Source organism: Streptococcus sp. S784/96/1 (assembly GCF_902729355.1).
In the GTDB taxonomy this organism is placed as follows: Bacteria; Bacillota; Bacilli; order Lactobacillales; family Streptococcaceae; genus Streptococcus; species Streptococcus caledonicus.
Genome location: NZ_CACVCC010000010.1, coordinates 53,746 through 73,532, shown reverse-complemented (window position 1 = coordinate 73,532; position 19,787 = coordinate 53,746). Strand labels below are relative to the sequence as shown.

16 protein-coding genes and 1 pseudogene are annotated in these 19,787 nt (G+C 38.9%); 15 read left to right on the top strand and 2 right to left on the bottom strand.

Annotated elements, in window-relative coordinates; translation table 11 throughout:
- Positions 1-209: 209 nt before the first annotated feature.
- Together GZ996_RS05195 and trkA are read right to left on the bottom strand one after the other, a co-directional pair.
- Complete coding sequence (locus tag GZ996_RS05195; protein WP_161978454.1) at positions 210-1,649, bottom strand: TrkH family potassium uptake protein; 1,440 nt, start codon at positions 1,647-1,649, stop codon at positions 210-212.
- A gap of 3 nt (positions 1,650-1,652) precedes the next feature.
- The gene (gene trkA, locus GZ996_RS05190; RefSeq protein ID WP_156805268.1) at positions 1,653-3,011 is read right to left on the bottom strand and encodes a Trk system potassium transporter TrkA; all 1,359 of its coding nucleotides are present in this window, start codon (positions 3,009-3,011) and stop codon (positions 1,653-1,655) included.
- 191 nt (positions 3,012-3,202) lie between these two features.
- On the opposite strand from trkA, the gene GZ996_RS05185 reads away from it, so the two are divergent.
- From GZ996_RS05185 to fni, 15 genes and pseudogenes are all read left to right on the top strand, one after another.
- The gene (locus GZ996_RS05185) at positions 3,203-4,249 is read left to right on the top strand and encodes a D-alanine--D-alanine ligase (protein WP_162011487.1); all 1,047 of its coding nucleotides are present in this window, start codon (positions 3,203-3,205) and stop codon (positions 4,247-4,249) included.
- A 211-nt stretch (positions 4,250-4,460) separates the two neighbouring features.
- On the top strand, positions 4,461-5,825 hold the full coding sequence (locus GZ996_RS05180) for a UDP-N-acetylmuramoyl-tripeptide--D-alanyl-D-alanine ligase (protein WP_162011486.1): 1,365 nt from the start codon (positions 4,461-4,463) through the stop codon (positions 5,823-5,825).
- A gap of 1 nt (position 5,826) precedes the next feature.
- Positions 5,827-6,489, top strand: coding sequence for a TMEM164-related integral membrane acyltransferase (locus GZ996_RS05175; RefSeq protein WP_162011485.1), 663 nt, complete (start codon positions 5,827-5,829; stop codon positions 6,487-6,489).
- Positions 6,490-6,658: 169 nt separating this feature from the next.
- The gene (locus GZ996_RS05170; RefSeq protein WP_156805264.1) at positions 6,659-8,086 is read left to right on the top strand and encodes an NADP-dependent glyceraldehyde-3-phosphate dehydrogenase; all 1,428 of its coding nucleotides are present in this window, start codon (positions 6,659-6,661) and stop codon (positions 8,084-8,086) included.
- Positions 8,087-8,389: 303 nt separating this feature from the next.
- Positions 8,390-9,298: pseudogene (locus tag GZ996_RS12200) on the top strand (IS982 family transposase).
- A gap of 225 nt (positions 9,299-9,523) precedes the next feature.
- Complete coding sequence (locus GZ996_RS05160; RefSeq protein WP_156805263.1) at positions 9,524-10,933, top strand: polysaccharide deacetylase family protein; 1,410 nt, start codon at positions 9,524-9,526, stop codon at positions 10,931-10,933.
- Positions 10,934-11,013: 80 nt separating this feature from the next.
- Entirely contained in the window at positions 11,014-11,298 is a 285-nt protein-coding gene (locus GZ996_RS05155) for a hypothetical protein (protein ID WP_162011484.1), read from the top strand.
- A 73-nt stretch (positions 11,299-11,371) separates the two neighbouring features.
- Complete coding sequence (locus tag GZ996_RS05150; RefSeq protein ID WP_162011483.1) at positions 11,372-11,746, top strand: hypothetical protein; 375 nt, start codon at positions 11,372-11,374, stop codon at positions 11,744-11,746.
- Between the two features lie 118 nt (positions 11,747-11,864).
- A complete protein-coding gene (locus tag GZ996_RS05145; RefSeq protein ID WP_161978447.1) occupies positions 11,865-13,505 on the top strand; it encodes a phosphoenolpyruvate carboxykinase (ATP) in 1,641 nt (546 codons plus the stop codon).
- A gap of 106 nt (positions 13,506-13,611) precedes the next feature.
- Entirely contained in the window at positions 13,612-15,309 is a 1,698-nt protein-coding gene (locus tag GZ996_RS05140; protein WP_162011491.1) for a M3 family oligoendopeptidase, read from the top strand.
- 99 nt (positions 15,310-15,408) lie between these two features.
- Complete coding sequence (gene mvk / locus GZ996_RS05135; protein WP_338014794.1) at positions 15,409-16,293, top strand: mevalonate kinase; 885 nt, start codon at positions 15,409-15,411, stop codon at positions 16,291-16,293.
- Complete coding sequence (mvaD, locus tag GZ996_RS05130) at positions 16,275-17,207, top strand: diphosphomevalonate decarboxylase (RefSeq protein ID WP_156805259.1); 933 nt, start codon at positions 16,275-16,277, stop codon at positions 17,205-17,207. Before mvk ends, mvaD begins: the two co-directional genes overlap by 19 nt.
- Positions 17,207-18,190, top strand: coding sequence for a phosphomevalonate kinase (locus tag GZ996_RS05125; RefSeq protein WP_156805258.1), 984 nt, complete (start codon positions 17,207-17,209; stop codon positions 18,188-18,190). The genes mvaD and GZ996_RS05125 overlap by 1 nt, the downstream gene beginning before the upstream one ends.
- Positions 18,187-18,732 (top strand): GNAT family N-acetyltransferase, encoded by a 546-nt coding sequence (locus GZ996_RS05120; protein ID WP_162011482.1) that lies wholly within the window; start codon positions 18,187-18,189, stop codon positions 18,730-18,732. The genes GZ996_RS05125 and GZ996_RS05120 overlap by 4 nt, the downstream gene beginning before the upstream one ends.
- Entirely contained in the window at positions 18,719-19,717 is a 999-nt protein-coding gene (gene fni / locus GZ996_RS05115; protein ID WP_156805256.1) for a type 2 isopentenyl-diphosphate Delta-isomerase, read from the top strand. Before GZ996_RS05120 ends, fni begins: the two co-directional genes overlap by 14 nt.
- Positions 19,718-19,787 lie beyond the last annotated feature (70 nt).

Here is a 19,787-nt window from a genome sequence, read left to right as displayed (position 1 = left end):
CATGATTCATGGGGATATCGTAAGCAAGATTTAGTTCCAAACTCAATTGATTTGTGTTATACTCTTTATACATAGTCATGGCTTTCTAGTTGTTTTGTGGTTATTATAATTATAAACCATGGCATAAGAAAACGAGCATCTCCAACTGCGGAAATGCCCGTTTTTTTTTGTGTGTTCTGAAACTAGTTTTTGCCCAGCCTCTTGGTGGATTAGTATTTGCTCCAGGTCTTTGGAATGAATAGAAGTAGGATTGGGTAAATTTCCAAACGTCCTGCAATCATAGCAAAGGAAAGGAGCAGTTTAGAAAATGGGCTAAAGATAGCAAAGGTATCAGCGGTACCTAGCATCGGCCCAATATTGTTAAACGTTGAGGCTACAGCACTAATGACCACCATCATATTATCATGATCAAGAGATAAGCTTAAGGTTAAGCCTAGCATGATGAGCACATAGATTCCTAAATATTTAAGGACACTATGTTGCGTTGCTTTATCAAGAGGCTGATGATTGATGTGAATGGTCATAATTCTGTTGGGATAGAGGCTTGAAAGGGCTTGAAGTCGCGAAATTTTGGAAATAATCATCGCTCGAGCAACTTTGATTCCACCAGCGGTTGACCCAGCAGAGCCACCAATAAACATTAATAATAACAAAATAACTTGTGAAAAAAGTGGCCAGGCAGTGATATCGGTTATTCCAAAACCAGTCGTGGTAATCACAGAAGTTACTTGGAAAAATGATAATTCTAAACCCTTTTGAACCGTTGGATAGAGGTGACTAACATTTAGAAAAATCATAACAGTCGCCATTGCTACAATACCAAGATAAACACGAAGTTCCTCGTCTCCGATAAAGGTTTTTAATTTGCGGATTAAAAGGAGATAATAAAGATTGAAATTAACCCCAAAAACCAGCATACCGATGGATACAACATTGGTAATCAATGAACTGTTATAGTGAGCAATCGAATCATTATATACCGCAAAACCACCAGTACCAGCCGTCCCCATCGCAGTGACTAAACTATCGTAAAAAGGCATTCCAGAAATGATGAGAATGAGTGTTAAGATAGCAAACATTGCCAAATAAATAATATATAAAATTTGGGCAGTATTTTTTAATCGTGCAACAACTTTACCAAATACCGGTCCAGGAACTTCGGCTTTCATAACCTCTAGATGGGCATTTTTACTATTATCCATAATCGCCAGTGCAAAAACCAGTACCCCCATACCACCGATTAAATGGGTAAAGCTACGCCAAAAAAGTAAGGAGTGAGATAAGACAGCAACATTTGGTAAAATAGTTGCCCCTGTTGTTGTAAAACCAGAAGACACTTCAAAGAAGGCATCAATAATATTTGGAATTTGACCAGAAAAGACAAAGGGAAGTGCTCCAAAGAAGGACCAAAGAATCCAGACTAGGGCTGTGATCAGCAAGCCTTCTTTAGTGTAAATATGAAGATTTTTAGGCTTGGCTATAATGCCTAGCATGCCTAAGATAAGTAGAATAGCCTGCGTCCCCAAGATTGCCCATAAGATATTTGCCTTTTCTTGGTAAATGATTGCTACAATCAATGGGACAAACAGTAACGCAGCCTCAATTAAAAGAAGTTTAGCAAGGAGAAATCTAATCATAGAACGGTTCATGACTTACCTCGCTAACAATTCAAAAGAGTTTGTGATGTTCTGCAAAAGCGTAATAACAACGAGCTTATCATCAATAGCTAAAATGTCATCACCTGTTGGATAGATTGGCTTCCCGTTACGAATGATTGCTGCAATCAACACATCTGACTTAAAACGAAGTTCAGCTAGTGATTTTCCAACCATTTGATTACCTTCACGGATTTCAAATTGGAGGGTCTCTATGCGCCCATCTCCAACATGGTGGAGGGCATCAAGGCTAGAGGCGTCTTGAGCATTTTTACGACCACGGATAAAGTGCATAATATTGTCAACAGCAATACGTTTTGGTGTTACAATACTTGAAAATTCTTCACGGTCGATAATTTCCAACAAGCTTGTACGGTTAACTTTGGTAATGTTTTTGCGGACACCAATTTTTTCTAAAAACATTGATGTAATGATGTTTTCTTCATCAATCGGTGTTAGTGTGGCAACGGCGTCAAAGTGTTCGACCCCTTCTTCTAAGAGGACGCTTTTGGCTGTTCCATCTCCCTGTACGACGTGAGTTTCAGGGAATTCCTCACTAAACCATCGAGCGCGTTTTTCATCAACTTCGATAATCTTAACATTCACATGTGCTTTGCTATTTCTAAAGATATTGAGCAAGTAATAAGAAATCTTACCCGCACCAATTAATAGCATGCGACGCACTGCCTTTGATTTAACAAAATTATGAAAAAGAATCATTTCAACACGATTTCCTGTGACGAAAATGATATCACCGGTCTGTAATGTAGCATCTCCATCAGGAATAATAATATCTTGTCCACGTTGAATGGCACAAACAAGAATATTTCCAAATTTCTTACGGAATTGGCTTAATTGTAGGTTACAAAGCTTGCTACCGTCGGAAATTTTGAATTCCATTAACATGACACGTCCATTGACAAAGTGCTCAACAGACTTAGCGTTTGGGAATTCAACACTGTTGGCAATATAACGAGCTGTTAAAAGCTCTGGATTGACTACGAGTGAAAAATCTAAGAAGTTCTTATCTTTAAAGTAGGTATTCGAATACTCAGGATTACGAACACGAACGACAGTTTCTTTAGCCCCCATTTTCTTAGCTAGTACAGCTGCAATCATATTCAATTCATCTTTATCTGTCAGTGCAACAAAAATATCACAATTTTTAATCTCAGCCTGTTCTAAAATCTTAAAATTAGCTCCATTTCCGACAATACCAATCATGTCGTGACGTTTAACGATTTGTTTAAGAACTTGTTCATTGTCTTCAATTAAAGTAACATCATGCTTTTCATCAACTAATGAGCGGCATAGAGCGGAGCCGACTTTTCCAGCACCAACTACAATAATTCTCATGGATTAAACATCCTGAAACATATCTTGAATGTCGATATGTTTTACCTCTCTTTTAATATCTTATATATTATACTCCTTTTTAGGAAAATTGCACGAAAAATATCAGTATTTCTTACATTATTATCAACTTTGTATTTACAGCTAAATTATGATAAAATGAGAAAATACGATACATGGAAAAGAGAGAAGAAATGTCTAAAGAAACTCTAATTTTGCTTTATGGTGGACGTTCTGCGGAGCGTGAAGTGTCGGTCCTTTCTGCAGAGAGTGTTATGCGTGCGGTTAATTATGAAAAGTTTTCTGTTAAAACTTACTTCATCACACAAACAGGCCGTTTCATTAAAACACAAGAATTTTCTGAAACACCTAGTGCTGACGAAAAGTTGATGACTAACGACACCATTGCGGACGATCAAGAAATTCGTCCAAGTGATATTTACGAAGAAGGTGCTGTTGTTTTCCCTGTCCTTCACGGTCCAATGGGAGAAGATGGTGCCATCCAAGGTTTCCTTGAGGTTTTGAGAATGCCTTATGTAGGGACTAATATTTTGTCATCAAGTGTTGCGATGGACAAAATCACAACCAAGCGTGTTCTTGAGTCTGCTGGTGTTCCGCAGGTGGCTTATACGGTATTCATCGAAGGTGAAGACTTAGAAAAAGTTATTTCTGATACTTTAGTTAAACTGACCTTCCCTATTTTTGTCAAGCCGGCTAATATGGGGTCGTCTGTAGGAATCAGCAAGGCAGAAGATGAAGCTAGTCTTCGCTCTGCTATTTCCCTGGCCCTAAAATATGACAGCCGTATCCTTATCGAACAGGGAGTCGTTGCGCGTGAAATTGAGGTTGGACTTCTAGGCAATACTGATGTCAAGACAACTGAAGCTGGAGAAGTGGTTAAAGATGTTGCCTTTTATGATTATCAAGCCAAATATATTGATAACAAAATTACAATGGCTATCCCAGCGGAGATTCCAGTAGAAGTCATGAACCAGATGCGTGATTATGCTGCAAAAGCTTTCCGTGCTATTGGAGGTTGTGGGCTATCCCGTTGTGACTTCTTCTTGACAGAGGATGGTTCAATTTACCTCAATGAACTAAATACCATGCCAGGCTTTACGCAATGGTCAATGTACCCACTTCTTTGGGACAATATGGGATTACAGTATCCAGACTTAATTGAAACCCTCGTTCGTCTAGCTCAAGAGATGTTTCACAAGCGAGAAAGTCATTTGATTTAAAATATGATATAATGAGAGAGCTTAAGCTCTTTTTTTGATCTTTTATAACAATAATTTTCTAGAACAATAACGGGAGCCGTATTATGATAGTTACCATATAGCTGGTTAGATTAGGTAATCGGGATTGATAAAAATAGGCCAAACTGGCTGCACTATTCAGTCAAGACAATCATCAAAATGGTGAACTATGTACGTTAACGAAAGGACTAATATGGATTTAACCTTACACGAAATTGCGCGTGTTGTGAGAGCAAAAAATGATGTGTCTATTTTTGAAGACCTCTCATTGAATAAAATTGAGTTTGATAGTCGACTTATAGGGACAGGAGATATCTTTCTGCCTCTCAAAGGAGCACGTGATGGGCATGATTTTATAGCGACAGCTTTTGAAAATGGTGCTGTAGTCACTTTTTCAGAAAGAAAAGTTGATTTCCCGCATATTTTAGTGGAAGATTGCTTAAAGGTATTTCAGGAATTGGCTGCTTATTATCTTGAAAAAATGGCTGTTGAAGTCATTGCAGTCACAGGCTCTAATGGAAAAACAACCACTAAAGATATGATTCATGATATCCTAGCAACAACTTATAAAACCTATAAGACACAGGGCAACTATAATAATGAAATTGGTTTGCCTTACACGGTTCTTCATATGCCAGAAGACACCGAGAAAATCGTTTTAGAGATGGGGCAAGATCACCTTGGCGATATCAAACTCTTATCTGAGTTATCCAAACCAAGCATTGGTGTCATTACGTTGATAGGCGAGGCTCACTTAGAGTTCTTTGGAACGCGTGAGAAAATTGCGGAAGGCAAGATGCAGCTAGCAGATGGTATGCCAAGCGGTGCTACTTTATTATTACCAGAAGATACCATTGTAGATACCTACCTACCTGATGGTCTAAGCATTCACCGCTTTGGAGACAAGGCAGAGCTTAAGGTCTTGAACTTGGTAGAAGAAAAAGAAAGTTTAACATTCAAGACTAATTTCATGAGCTCGGCTATTACCCTCCCAGTACCAGGAAAGTATAACGCTACAAATGCTATGGTTGCAGCTTACGTCGGAAAACTTTTAGAGGTTACCGAAGAAAATATTATCTTAGCCTTATCACAGCTTAACTTGACACGCAACCGTACCGAGTGGAAAAAAGCTGCTAATGGTGCTGATATTTTATCAGATGTCTATAATGCCAATCCAACAGCTATGCGTTTAATTTTAGAAACTTTTTCAAGTGTTCCGGCTAATGCAAATGGTAAAAAAATTGCTGTATTAGCAGACATGAAAGAATTAGGTGAACATTCTGTAATGCTACATAATCACATGATCATGAGTTTAAATCCAGAAATGATTGATACAGTCATTTTCTACGGAGAAGACATTGCAGAGCTTGCCCAATTAGCCAGTCAAATGTTCCCGATTGGTCATGTTTATTATTTTAAGAAAACAGCAGAAGAAGATCAGTTTGCCCAAATGATTGTCCAGATTACTGAATTGTTGCAACCTAATGATCAGATTCTACTTAAAGGATCTAATTCGATGCGGTTAAGTCAAGTTGTTCAAGTATTGGAGGGAGTGTAATTTGGATTTCTTCAGTACCGTACCTACCAGCGTTTTGACTTTGCCACTGTTTGGAACCCTACTGAGTCTATTAGGTCTTCCGATTTGCTTTTATTTGGGATATCGCTATAGAGGTTCTCATCGATTTATCATTGCTGTGAGAAGTGTATTATCCCTTATGATGCTTTTAGTCTATTTGTGGTATGTACGAATTGGCTTTCCCTTAAACGAAGCGCTACCTCTTTATCATTGTCGCATAGGGATGTTTACTATCTTATTATTTCCAACTAGAAATATCTTTAAACATTACTTTGCGTTACTTGGCGTCGTTGGCGCCGTTTTGGCAGTTGCTGTCCCTGCTTTTTACCCCTATCCGCTTGTCCATGTGACGAATACTTTCTTTTTTATCGGACATTATTCTCTACTAATCCTGTCGCTGGCTTATCTTTTTGAAAAAGGAGAGCCAGAACTCAGTTGGTGCCAGGTTATCAGCATTACTCTTGGCTTAAATCTTGCTTTGGTTATTGTCAATTATCTTACTTTAGCTAATTACGGATTCTTGACAGATACGCCGCTGATTCATACGACAAATATTCTGTTTAATTACGTTTTAGTAAGTACTGTCATGATTTTACTGGTTAAATTAATCAGTGTTATGTTGCAATTTTTCACTTCTAAAAAATAAGTATTTATGAAGAATTTTTTAAATATCGTATTAAATTTTTGACAATAAAAATGAAAGTGCTACAATGACAACATAGATTGTACCAATCGGTACAGTTTGAGTGTTGAAATTGTTGTATATTCTGAAAAATGTGCTACAATATACCTATTAAACTTAAAGGAGAATCATTTTGACTAAACAATACAAAAACCTTGTCAACGGTGAATGGAAACTTTCTGACAATGAAATTAAAATTTACGAACCAGCGACTGGTAAAGAGCTAGGTTCTGTTCCAGCAATGAGTCAAGAGGATGTTGATTATGTCTATGCAACAGCTAAGGCTGCTCAACCAGCTTGGCGTGCACTCTCATACGTTGAACGTGCGGCCTATCTTCACAAAGCAGCTGATATTCTTGTCCGCGATGCTGAAAAAATCGGTGCTATTCTATCTCAAGAAGTTGCTAAAGGTTACAAAGCAGCAGTTTCTGAAGTTGTTCGTACAGCTGACATTATCCGCTATGCAGCTGAAGAAGGCGTGCGTATGGAAGGTGAAGTTCTTGAAGGCGGTAGCTTTGATGCTGCAAGCAAGAAAAAAATTGCTATTGTTCGTCGCGAACCTTTGGGACTTGTTCTAGCAATTTCACCATTTAATTACCCTGTGAATCTTGCTGGTTCTAAAATTGCTCCAGCTTTGATTTCAGGTAATGTGGTTGCCCTTAAACCCCCAACACAAGGTTCTATTTCAGGAATCCTTTTGGCAGAAGCTTTTGCAGAAGCTGGACTTCCAGCAGGTGTGTTTAGCACAATTACAGGTCGTGGTTCTGTTATCGGTGACTACATTGTTGAGCATGAAGCTGTAAACTTTATCAATTTCACTGGTTCAACTCCAATTGGTGAACGTATCGGTAAATTGGCTGGTATGCGCCCAATCATGCTTGAACTTGGTGGTAAGGACTCAGCTATCGTATTGAAAGATGCTGATCTTGAACTAGCTGCTAAAAATATTGTAGATGGTGCCTTTGGTTACTCTGGTCAACGTTGTACAGCGGTGAAACGTGTTCTTGTTCAAGAAGAAGTAGCTGATGAGCTTGTTGAAATTATCCGTGAAAAAGTGCTTAAATTGACTATCGGTAATCCTGAAGATAATGCTGATATCACACCACTTATTGATACAGGTGCTGCTGATTTCGTTGAAGGTCTTGTCAATGATGCTGTTGAAAAAGGAGCTGACGCTAAGACTGAAATTATTCGTGAAGGAAACCTTATCTGTCCAATTCTTTTCGATAGAGTAACATCTGACATGCGTCTTGCTTGGGAAGAACCATTTGGTCCAGTCCTTCCAGTTATTCGTGTTAAATCTGTTGAAGAAGCTATTGAATTGTCTAATAAGTCTGAATATGGACTTCAGGCTTCAGTCTTCACAAATGATTTCCCGCTTGCTTTTTCAATTGCTGAGAAATTAGAAGTTGGTACAGTTCACATCAACAACAAAACTCAACGTGGTACAGATAACTTCCCATTCTTAGGCGCTAAAAAATCTGGTGCTGGTACACAAGGTATCAAATACTCAATTGAAGCAATGACTACTGTGAAATCTATTGTCTTTGATATTAAATAATATTTTTAATCTCCTAACAATTGTTGGGGGATTTTTTTGGAAATATTGAGTCAAATCCCAAAAATTCTTTTTGAGTTATTTTCTTAAAAAATAGGGACATTCAAAAAGGTCTCCCAGACTTATGGCTGCCGAATTCGGCAGACCTATTTCCCATCTTCAAAGATCTTCTAGTCCTTTGAAGACTCCAAAATCACATTTAAGATAATTGTTAGATAATATGACCCGTTGTGCTAGTTAATACTGGTAAAATTAAAAAACTTTGCATATCATAAACTCAAAACAATCACGAAATGAGGAAATGATATGCAAAGCCAAAATTATTATCTCGCAAATCTCACTCAAACACAAGCCATTTTTTCAAAAATCTTGACCAAAGTTATCAATTTATATCATCGCCTTGTCCCTAATGACATCAGAAATCGACGAATGTTCACTTACAAAAGCAATCCGATGTGATTCTTATCGCCAGCTATCTCTGGGCTCTTCAAGAAGGTTGTCGTACCGCAAGTGCTATTTATCGCGCCATTCGTCGTAATCTTTGTCCAGATAATTTTTCAGAACGCTCACGTTTTTGTCGTATCTGCCAAAATCTTGCTCAAAGCATTCAGCGCATGCGCTACTTTATGGTCTCTGACAGTTGTCAAAACTGTTCTTTCGGTTTAATTGACAACTTTCCTTGTACTTTATGTCAACCTATTCGTCACTTACGAGCAACTCTCTTATCAGATGTCGCAAACATTGCCTACAACGCGACTAAGAAACAACATTATTACAGGTTGAAATTTTCTGTTCTTGTCAGTGATACTGGATTTCCCATTGATTATGTTGTAACACCAGCATCTGTTTATGATGGAGATGTTGCTTTAGAACTTCTTGAAAACAGTCTTTTTTACTCATTTATGGTGATAAAGGTTATGTGGATTAGACAACAAAAGAAGTTCTAGAACGTCATGGTATTAAGTTGATTTCTCAACTAAGAAAAAATATGGCGAACTATTCATGGTTTGAAAATCATAGGATAAGCCGTTTAAGAAAACCCATAGAAACCGTATTTTCAAGTTTAGAGCAGTTTGGAATCGGAGATTTACGATGCAGAAATTTACAATCACCCAAATTTAAAATAGAGGCCATATTACTTATCTATTCTCTTTTACTTGAGGAGAGTCACTGTGAATTTGGTGTGAGTCTAAATATTCTCTTGCCTATGCCTGATTCACTAGCACAACGGGTAAAAATTACTAAATAAAATCTAAAGCCTATTATTTCAATCATTTGAGTTTGGAAGTAAGACGTGCTAATAACAGTCTATGGTTTTAAAATTTAATTATCCTATTAAGTTATAAAGTGAACATTTAAACCACATTAGTTCAGATTTTTCGTTGACGAATAGTCTTGATTTTAGTATCATGAGTATAATACAGTTCAAGGAGGAAGGCATTGAAAGACTGGGTTAAAATCCTACGAGTTGTAAATGTATTACTAGTTTTAGTTATTGTAATTATAGGTTATCAGGTGTATCAGCAAAAGGTAAAAGAGTGGGAAAAAGAGCGGATTGCAACAGTCATTTCACAGGAAGAAAAAGCCATGACAGCAAATCAAAAAGTTTCTATTCAAGCTGGGATGATTGACCAAACCTATGTATTAGCAGCATATCCTATTGGTAAAGATAAAGAACCACTACCTGCTGTTACTCAAGAAATGCAAGCTCTCATTGCTGAGTACTATGGCAGTTCCTCTGAGAAATCTTCTAAAATTAAGCAACTCGCTTTTGTGGATAGTAAAGTTAGTCCTTCAGAACTTGCAACTGTAGCACAGTATAAACTTCAAAGTCGTGAGTATGCTAATAATCCTAAAGAAGTAACCTTAAAAAAAACGATAGAAGGTAAGGAACTTTATGTTAAAGAGGATGGTCAACTTTTTCTAATAACTGACCTTGTTTCTGACACAGCATTTTTCATTAACAAATGGGTTGGTTTTATGGAAAAGCAACTCTCTGATGAAGGTAAACTAGATGAGACGGCGAAAACTCAATTGGGAGAACTTAAAAATATTGATTTGAAAACACTCTCTTTTGTTCCAAAATCAGATGCTTTAGATATTCATTTGCCACAAAAAATATCTGGTACCGAAGTCTGCTATCTTCCTCTAAAAGAATTATACGATCACCTTGATTCTAAATATCTTCAAGGTGATGCTTTAAACGCTTATCGTACATATCAAGAGGAAAAAGCACGTTTAGAAAAAGAAAGAGCGCTTGCTATGGCACAAGGTCATCCACAAGTGGTTCTCCCCGGTAAAGTCGTTGCCTTAACTTTTGACGATGGGCCAAATCCATCTAGCACAACTCGTATTTTAGATACCTTAAAGCAGTATAATGCTAAAGCTACATTTTTTGTTCTTGGAAACTCTGTAGTTGGTAACGAGGCAATTTTAAAGAGAGAGGTTGCTGAAGGTCATGAAGTAGGTAACCACACTTGGAGCCATCCTTCGTTACCATCCTTATCAGTTAATGACATCAAATGGCAGATGGAGGAAACTACGAAAGTGATTACAGCTGCAATTGGAAAACCGGTCAAATTCATGAGACCACCTTATGGAGCTACAAATGCAACAGTCCAAGCAACGGTCGGCTATCCGCAAATTTTATGGGATGTTGACACCTTGGATTGGAAAAATCGCAACACACAAGCCATTTTAGCTAATATCCAAAGTCAAGTTCGGCCTGGTGCTGTTATCCTCATGCATGATATCCACGGAACAACAGCAGATGCTCTGCCAACTATTTTAGATTATCTGGTGAATCAAGGTTACCAATTTGTAACTCTGAGTGAATTATATGGTGTATAGTAAGAGGCTACGAAAGTAGTCTTTTTGTTTTTGTAAACGCATTCCAAAGTGATATAAACATCTTGAAAGGATGTGATGTTATGTTTAAACGCTGGAAATTTATTGTTTCTCTGATGTTGCTAGTTGTGCTAGGAGTCGGTGTCTTTTACTGGAGTAGTATTAAAAAAGAGAAGCGCTTTAAAACTTACTTAGAAGTGGCCATTGTAGATTTTGACAAGGAACTGATCATAGAAGGTTCAGGCAATCTCCTTTTCGCAATGCCTAAGGTAATCACTTCAAAACTTGGCAAAGCCATTACCGAAGTTGTCGAAAATGAAAGAAATAGTCAAATTGGCTACAATTATTTATCCAGAAAAACTGGCTAATCCTTTGATTGGTGACAAGGCTTACCGTGTCGCTATTCAACGTTATCAACCAGGTATCTTGTCAGATTAATATGTGACAAAAGGAGTCAATCATTATCTCTACTTAACTGAAAAAGGACAAAAACTCACGCTTGAAGATATCGTAACTGATAAACAAGGCTTTCGAGAGATTGCCAGAGAGGTGTGGAAAGTTTTTAAAGGGAAAGAAATCATTTTTGAAGCTCTTGAAACAGATGACTGGAGTAATATTACATTTTATATTGAAGACGATGCTGTTTTCTTGGGACAGAAAGATGAGCCTAATGCAGTTATTGGATTTCGGGAAATTGTAAAGGTTATTGATACTGATTTATTCTCAGCTGAAAAAGTTGCTGAATATCAAGAATTTTATGATTCTTTTTATAATGGAAAGGGTGTAACAATTCACTCCAGTAATGAAGTCGAATGATGTTAGACAGAATAATTTTCAAGAAAATCAAATTTTTCACCAAAAATGGTAGCGCTTTCTCGAAAAAAGTAGTATACTGGCATTAAAGAAAACGATTACAATTTCAGGAGGAAACCCTATGGTTACACGTCAGCATTTTGCAGAAGAAGTTATGCGTAAGGACACACCTTACTTTTCAGCTTTGAAAACAACAGTTGAGACTGCTTTTTATGAAAATCATGTGAAGCCAATCAAAACGTTAGTTGAGGCTTACCAGTTAGCTTTGAAAGCACCAAATACTATTGTGCTTGATATGCCGGTTGCTCATACTAAAGAACTGGGTCTTCCAGATGATGCGAAAGTGTTATTGGCAAATGGCGGAGCAATTGTTGGTCGTACTGCAAAAGCACGTCGCATCTATGGGAATAACCCACAGGAAGATGCGAAATTGTTACCAATTGTCCGTGATGCTATTTTTGAAAGTCGTCATAGACAGTATTATAAAGCGGATGCTATTGTAGGTCTTGATGAGGCGTTCATGCTTCGTGCCCACCTCATGGTGCCAGAAGATGATATCAACAACCTTTATTCATGGTTGATGAACTTCCAGATCATGAATGCAGACTACTTGGCACGCTTGAAGAACTCTCCACGCTATGAAGAAACTGATATTTATATCTTCTCAGATCCAGAGTGGTCACACCCAGATTATCCTGATGGGCTAGCTTACTTTGATACTAACCATAACTGTGCCGTTATTCTTGGGATGCACTATTTCGGTGAATTGAAAAAATCAACTTTGACCCTTGCTTGGGGAACAGCGGCCCGTAATAATTATGTTTCTTGTCACGGCGGTCTTAAAATCTTCAAGAAAAAAGGACAAGATCCTTACGTTGCTTCATTCTTTGGTCTATCAGGTTCTGGTAAATCTACCCTCACTCATGCGAAACATGATGGCAAGTACGAGATTAATGTTCTTCACGATGATGCCTTCATCATTTCTCAAAAAGATGGCTCATCAATTGCTTTAGAACCATCTTACTTTGATAAGACTAGTGACTATCCCGCTGGACATAAAGAACAAGATTACTTTGTGACTGTTCAAAACTGTGGTGTAGCTCTTGATAAAGAAGGTAAGCTCCGCCTTGTAACGGAAGATGTGCGAAATGGAAATGGTCGTACAGTGAAATCACGTTATTCGACACCAAACCGTGTTGACCGTATTGATGATCCAATTCAATCAATCTTCTGGATTATGAAAGATGATTCGCTACCACCATTGGTTCGTTTATCTGATCCTGTTATGGCAGCAACCATGGGTTGTACCTTGACCACCATGCGTTCGAGTGCTGAAAATACTTCTGACAGCCTCAACAGTCTCATCATTGAGCCTTACGCTAACCCATTCCGTGTGTATCCATTGGTTGAAGATTATAAGAAATTCCAATCACTTTTTGAATCTGGTGTACAATGCTATGTGATTAACACTGGCTCTTATATGGGTAAGAAAATTCCAAAAGAAGTGACTCTTGGTATTATTGAGAGCGTTGTTGATGGTACGGGTGAATTCAAAGAGTTCGGCGATGTTCGTGGCTTTGATTACCTAGACGTTGAAGGTTTTGAAGTTCCTGATTTTGATGATGCTTATCGTCAACTTCTCCGTGACCGTATGCAAATTCGTCTCAATTATCTTCTTAACTTTAACCATGATAACCAAGAAAATCCACTTCCAGCGGAAGCTATTCTCCACATGGAAGCAGTTTTCAACGATTTGAACTAGATACTAGAACGAGAGGGGCGACCTCTCGTTTTGATTTGATATGAGAAAACCCTTGCAAAAACATGATAAATGCACTATGATTGAGTATGTAGAAAGTGAGGACATGATGTCGTTTAAAGATTACAAATATGTTCGTCCAGATTATGAGGCGTTGAAAGTTCAATTAACAGATTTAACACAGCAATTAGCAGATGCTCAAACTGGAGAAGAAGCCGTTAGAGTTGCCAAAGAAATTACAGCCATCAATTTTTCGATTGACACTCAGGCAACACTTTGGAGCATTCGCCATTCCATTGACATGACTGATGCCTTTTATAATGAGGAAACAGCTTTTTGGAATGAGTATTCGCCGCTTTTTGAAGAGCTGACCACCAATTACTACCGTGTCTTGTTAGAGAGTCCCTTCCGTGAGGATCTATCACGTTTCTTACCAGAAACCTTCTTCCTGTTAGCGGAAAACAAGCTGGCAACCTTCTCTTCTGAAGCGATTCCATTGTTCCAAAAGGAAAATGAATTGGTTGACCGATACAATAATTTGATGGCCACGGCACAAATGGAATTCCGTGGGGAAACTTATAACCTCTCTCAAATGGGACCATTTGGACAAACGCTAGATCGAGAAACTCGTAAAGAGGCTAATGATACGGTTACTGCCTTCTTTGAAGATAACGAGGAAGCTTTCGATACCGTGTATGATGAATTGGTCAAAGTGCGTCATGAGATTGCGAAGACTCTAGGCTTTAAAGATTATGTGGAGTATGGCTATAAGAGCATGAACCGTTTTGACTATAATCGTGAGATGGTCAATACTTACCGCCAAGAAATCTTGAAACATGTGGTTCCAATTGTGGATGAGCTTCGTGCACGTCAAGCGAAACGTATCGGTGTTGAAGAACTGAAACACTATGATTTAGGTCTAGAGTACCTTGATGGTAATGCAACGCCTCAAGGCAAACCAGAGTTTCTTGTGGAGCAAGCTCAAAAAATGTACCGTGAACTCTCACCAGAAACGGGAGAATTCTTTGATTTCATGGTTGAAAATGAGTTGTTAGACTTGGTGGCTAAAGAGGGGAAAGATACAGGTGGCTACTGTACTTACTTGCCAGACTATAAAGCACCATTTATCTTCTCTAACTTTAATGGCACTCGTGGGGATGTTGATGTCTTGACCCATGAAGCAGGACATGCTTTCCAAGTTTACAATTCACGTTGGGTAGAAACACCAGAGGCAATTTGGCCAACGTATGAAACTTGTGAAATTCACTCAATGTCTATGGAGTTCATGACATGGCCTTGGATGGATTTGTTCTTCAAGGAACAAACAGAGAAGTACAAGTTTAGTCACTTATCAGGTGCTCTTCTCTTCTTACCTTATGGTGTTCTCGTTGACCATTTCCAACATGAAGTTTATGAAAACCCTAAGATGACACCAGCAGAGCGTAAAGCCACTTGGCGTCGTTTGGAAAAAATGTACCTCCCTTCAAAAGATTACTCAGAATCAGAGGCGTTAGACCGTGGTATTTTTTGGTACCGTCAGGGACACATTTTTGCGTCACCATTCTATTATATTGACTACACTTTAGCTCAAGTCTGTGCCCTTCAATTCTGGAAACGCACGCAGATTGATTATGATGAAACAGCCTGGGAAGATTACATGCGTATCTGTAAAATTGGAGGAACGCAATCCTTCCTACAAGTGGTTGAATCAGCAAGAATCAAATCACCGTTCCAAGAAGGTGCGCTTGAAGAAACACTTAATGCAACGAAAGCTTGGTTGGACGCTGTTGATGATAGCCAATTTTAAGAATGAAACCACTCAGTCGAGTGGTTTTTCCTTGCCTAAAGGTGTCTGAAGCAATAGTTTTTTGTCGCCTTAATGGCAGTTTTGGGGTAAAATAGTAGTATGATAAAACAAAGTAAAATTGGAGTCGGTAAGGCTCACAGTAAAATTATTTTGATGGGTGAACATGCAGTTGTCTATGGCTACCCAGCAATTGCCTTACCCTTGAAAAATATTGAAGTGACCTGTCGGATTAAACCAGCCGACAAACGTCTTTTATTTGATGCCACAGATCCGCTTGTGACAGCTATTTTTGCTGCCCTTCGGTATCTTGGGATTAAGGATGAGCCAATCACCTATGAGATTGAGTCAATGGTGCCAGAGCGTCGTGGCATGGGGTCTTCAGCAGCTGTTGCCATTGCAGCAATTCGTGCGGTTTTTGATTATTTTGATCAACCTCTGAGCATGAGCGTCTTGGAGATGTTAGCTAATCAAGCGGAAATTATTGCACATACCAATCCGAGTGGGCTAGATGCCAAGACTTGTCTGAGCAATCATGCGATTAAATTTATAAGAAATGTTGGTTTTTCACAAATTAAAATCGATTTAGGAGCGTACTTAATTATTGCTGATACCGGCATTCATGGACATACGAGGGAGGCTGTTCAAGCTGTAGAAGCCTTAGAAGAAAAAGCACTTATTTATTTGCATCGGTTAGGCGATTTAGTGGAAAAGGCAGAAGCAGCTATCTTATCTAAGGACCTAATGAAATTGGGCTCTGTTATGTCAGAAGCACATGTTAACCTTAAAGAACTCTCGGTATCAAGTCCAGAGGCAGATCACTTAGTCAGCTTCGCTATTGACAACGGCGCCCTAGGTGCTAAGATGTCTGGTGGTGGTCTAGGTGGTTGTATTATCGCTTTGGCAGAGACGAAAGAACAGGCTAAAAGTTTGGTACAAAAATTAGAAGAAGAAGGAGCTATAAACACATGGATAGAAAGCCTGTAAGCGTCAAATCTTACGCAAATATTGCCATCATAAAATATTGGGGAAAAGCTGACGCCGAGAAGATGGTTCCTTCAACGTCTAGTATTTCATTGACTTTAGAAAATATGTATACGGAGACCAAGTTAAGTTTTTTGGAAAATGTTGACGCAGACGTCATGTATATTGACAATGTTATGCAAGGGGAAAAAGAATTAACTAAAGTCTCAAAAGTTCTAGACCTCTTTCGTAAAGATAAGTCTCAATATATCAAAATCGAAACTTGGAACAATATGCCGACAGCAGCAGGTCTATCTTCAAGTTCCTCAGGTTTGTCAGCGCTAGTCAAAGCAGCAAATGACCTATTTGAATCTGGGAAAACACAAGCTGAGCTGGCACAGATTGCAAAATTCGCCTCAGGGTCTTCATCGCGTTCATTCTTTGGACCACTTGCTGCTTGGGACAAGGATTCTGGTGATGTTTATCGTGTTAAAACTGACCTTAAATTAGCCATGATCATGCTCGTTCTTAATGACCAACGCAAATCCATTTCTAGCCGAGAAGGGATGAAGTTGTGTACAGAGACCTCAACAAGTTTCCCAGACTGGATTAAGCAATCCGAGCAAGATTACAAGGATATGCTGACCTATCTGGCTGAGAATGATTTTGAAAAAGTGGGGCAATTAACGGAAGCCAATGCCCTTCGTATGCACGAAACGACACAAACTGCTAGCCCTGCCTTTTCCTACTTAACAGAAAAAACTTATCAAGCAATGGGGAGGGTCAAGGAGCTTCGCCAAGAAGGGGAGCGCTGCTATTTCACAATGGATGCTGGTCCAAATGTCAAGGTATTATGCTTAGAAGAAGATTTAGAGCGATTGGCGGAGCATTTTTCTAAAGACTATCAAATCATTGTCTCTCGGACGAAGGAGTTATGATGACTACAGTTCAAACTGGCGGAAAACTTTACATTGCTGGTGAATACAGCGTTTTGACACCAGGACAGACAGCTATCATCAAGAATATTCCCATCTATATGACAGCAACAGTTACTGATGCTGAGCAGATTTCAATTATGTCAGACATGTTTGACTATCAAGTGAATATGTCTCCAGATAACAATTACGCCCTCATCCAAGAGAGTGTGAGAACGCTTGAAACGTTCCATGGTCAGCCATTGTCTTCTTTTTCGTTGGTAATTACAGGTAAACTGGAAAAAGATAGTCTCAAGTTTGGAATTGGTTCGAGTGGTTCAGTGACGGTATTAACCATCAAAGCTCTGGCTCAGCATTTTGATATCCCCTTAACGGTAGATGAACTATTCAAACTGTCAGCCTATACCTTGCTTAAGCGTGGTGATAATGGTTCTATGGGAGATATTGCCTGTATAGCCTACGATGATTTGGTAGCTTATACATCCTTTAACCGTGAAAAAATAGCAGATCAGATTTCAGTCAAATCTCTCTTTGAGCTGATGGCAATGGATTGGGGTTACACAATCGAGAGGCTGACGCCACGCATCCATGCTGATTTTTTAGTCGGTTGGACCAGGCAACCAGCAATTTCAAAAGATATGATTAACCAAGTTAAATCAGTCATTACATTGGATTATCTGAATCAGACACAGGTTGCTGTTCTGAAAACCAAAGAAGCTTTGCAGACAGGTAATCACAATCTTCTTAAAATGAGTTTACAAACCGTTTCAGACCTGTTATTGTCACTAAGCTCTGCCATTTACATTGACAAATTAAAAGCGCTAAAAGAATCTGAAAATGGATTAGATGCCATCACCAAATCTTCTGGCTCTGGCGGGGGTGATTGTGGTATTGCTTACAGTTTTTCAAAAAAAGATAGCGAGCTTCTGATTGAACGATGGGCATCTGTCGGTATTGAGCTTTTACATCAAGAAAGGAACCTATGAAAGAGTTAGTGTTAATCGTACCAAGTGTAGACTGGCTAGAAGAAGTGTCAGCTTATAAGTCGGAATTTTTTCAAGCAAATGAACACTTGCATGGTGGAGCTAGATTAGGAGAAATGGCTGACTTAACCGAATGGTTAGATCATGTCAGGGCTATTGCAAAAGGGGAAGGATTAGAAGAAAAGCGTGTCCCTTCGTCAACTTTTCTTTGTATTCGTCAAGCAGATAACAAAATGGTCGGTATCTGCAATATCAGACACAATCTTAGTCAGCCTTTCTTGGTCAATTTTGCTGGACACATTGGCTATTCTATTCGTCCTTGCGAGCGAAGAAAAGGCTATGCTAAGGAACAGTTGAGACTAGCTTTAAAAAAAGCTGCTAAGTTAGGAATCAAGCGAGCGCTTGTCACTTGTGATGTCAACAATGTAGCGTCAGAAAAAACGATTCTTGCTAATGGTGGAAACTATGACAATACTTACATCGATCCATCAGTTGGCTCAGAGACAAAACGCTACTGGATAGAGGTGACCAATGACCAATCGTAAAGATGACCATATTAAATATGCCCTAAAGTATCAAGCACCTTATAATAGCTTTGATGACATTGAGCTGATTCATTGCTCACTTCCTAGCTACAATTTAGCTGAGATTGACTTGACGACACATTTTGCTGGTCGTGATTGGAACTTTCCTTTTTATATCAATGCCATGACAGGTGGTTCGGCAAAAGCTGGGCAGGTCAATCGCAAACTGGCTCAGGTGGCAGCAGCGACAGGGATTCTCATGGTAACTGGCTCTTACTCAGCTGCGCTAAAAAATGTGCATCCAGATTCCTTTGATTTTCGTGAGGAATTTCCAAATTTACTCCTTGCGACAAATATTGGAATTGATAAGCCTGTTGAACTTGGGCGAAAAGCCATTGAGCAGATGGAACCACTCTTTCTGCAAGTTCATGTCAATCTCATGCAGGAATTACTCATGCCAGAAGGGGAGCGAGAGTTTCGCTCTTGGAAAAAAAACTTAGAAAGCTATGCTACTGAGTTAAATGCACCTATTATTCTCAAAGAAGTCGGATTTGGGATGGATGAAAAAACTGTTCGCTTTGCCATATCTAAAGGGATTAAAACGTTTGATATCTCAGGGCGTGGCGGGACAAGTTTTGCCTATATTGAAAATCAGCGTGGGGGAAATCGAGATTATCTTAATGAGTGGGGACAGACGACAGGTCGGGCTTTGCTAAATTTGAAAGCCTTAACAGATGAGGTCGAAATTTTGGCTTCAGGTGGTGTTAGACATCCATTGGACATGATTAAGTGCTTTGTCTTAGGGGCTAAAACGGTTGGACTATCACGAATCGTTTTAGAATTAGTTGAGACGCATTCAGTGGAAGAAGTGATTGCTATCATTAACGGATGGAAAGACGATTTACGTCTCATTATGTGTTCCTTAGATTGTCGGACAATCAAGGATTTGAAGCAAGTTGATTACATTCTCTATGGAAAATTAGCAGCAGCAGTAAAAAAAGTTTGACACATATATAACCCTGTGTTAAAATAATTGAGAACGTAAATCAATCGTTACATTATCTTGAGGAGGTGAA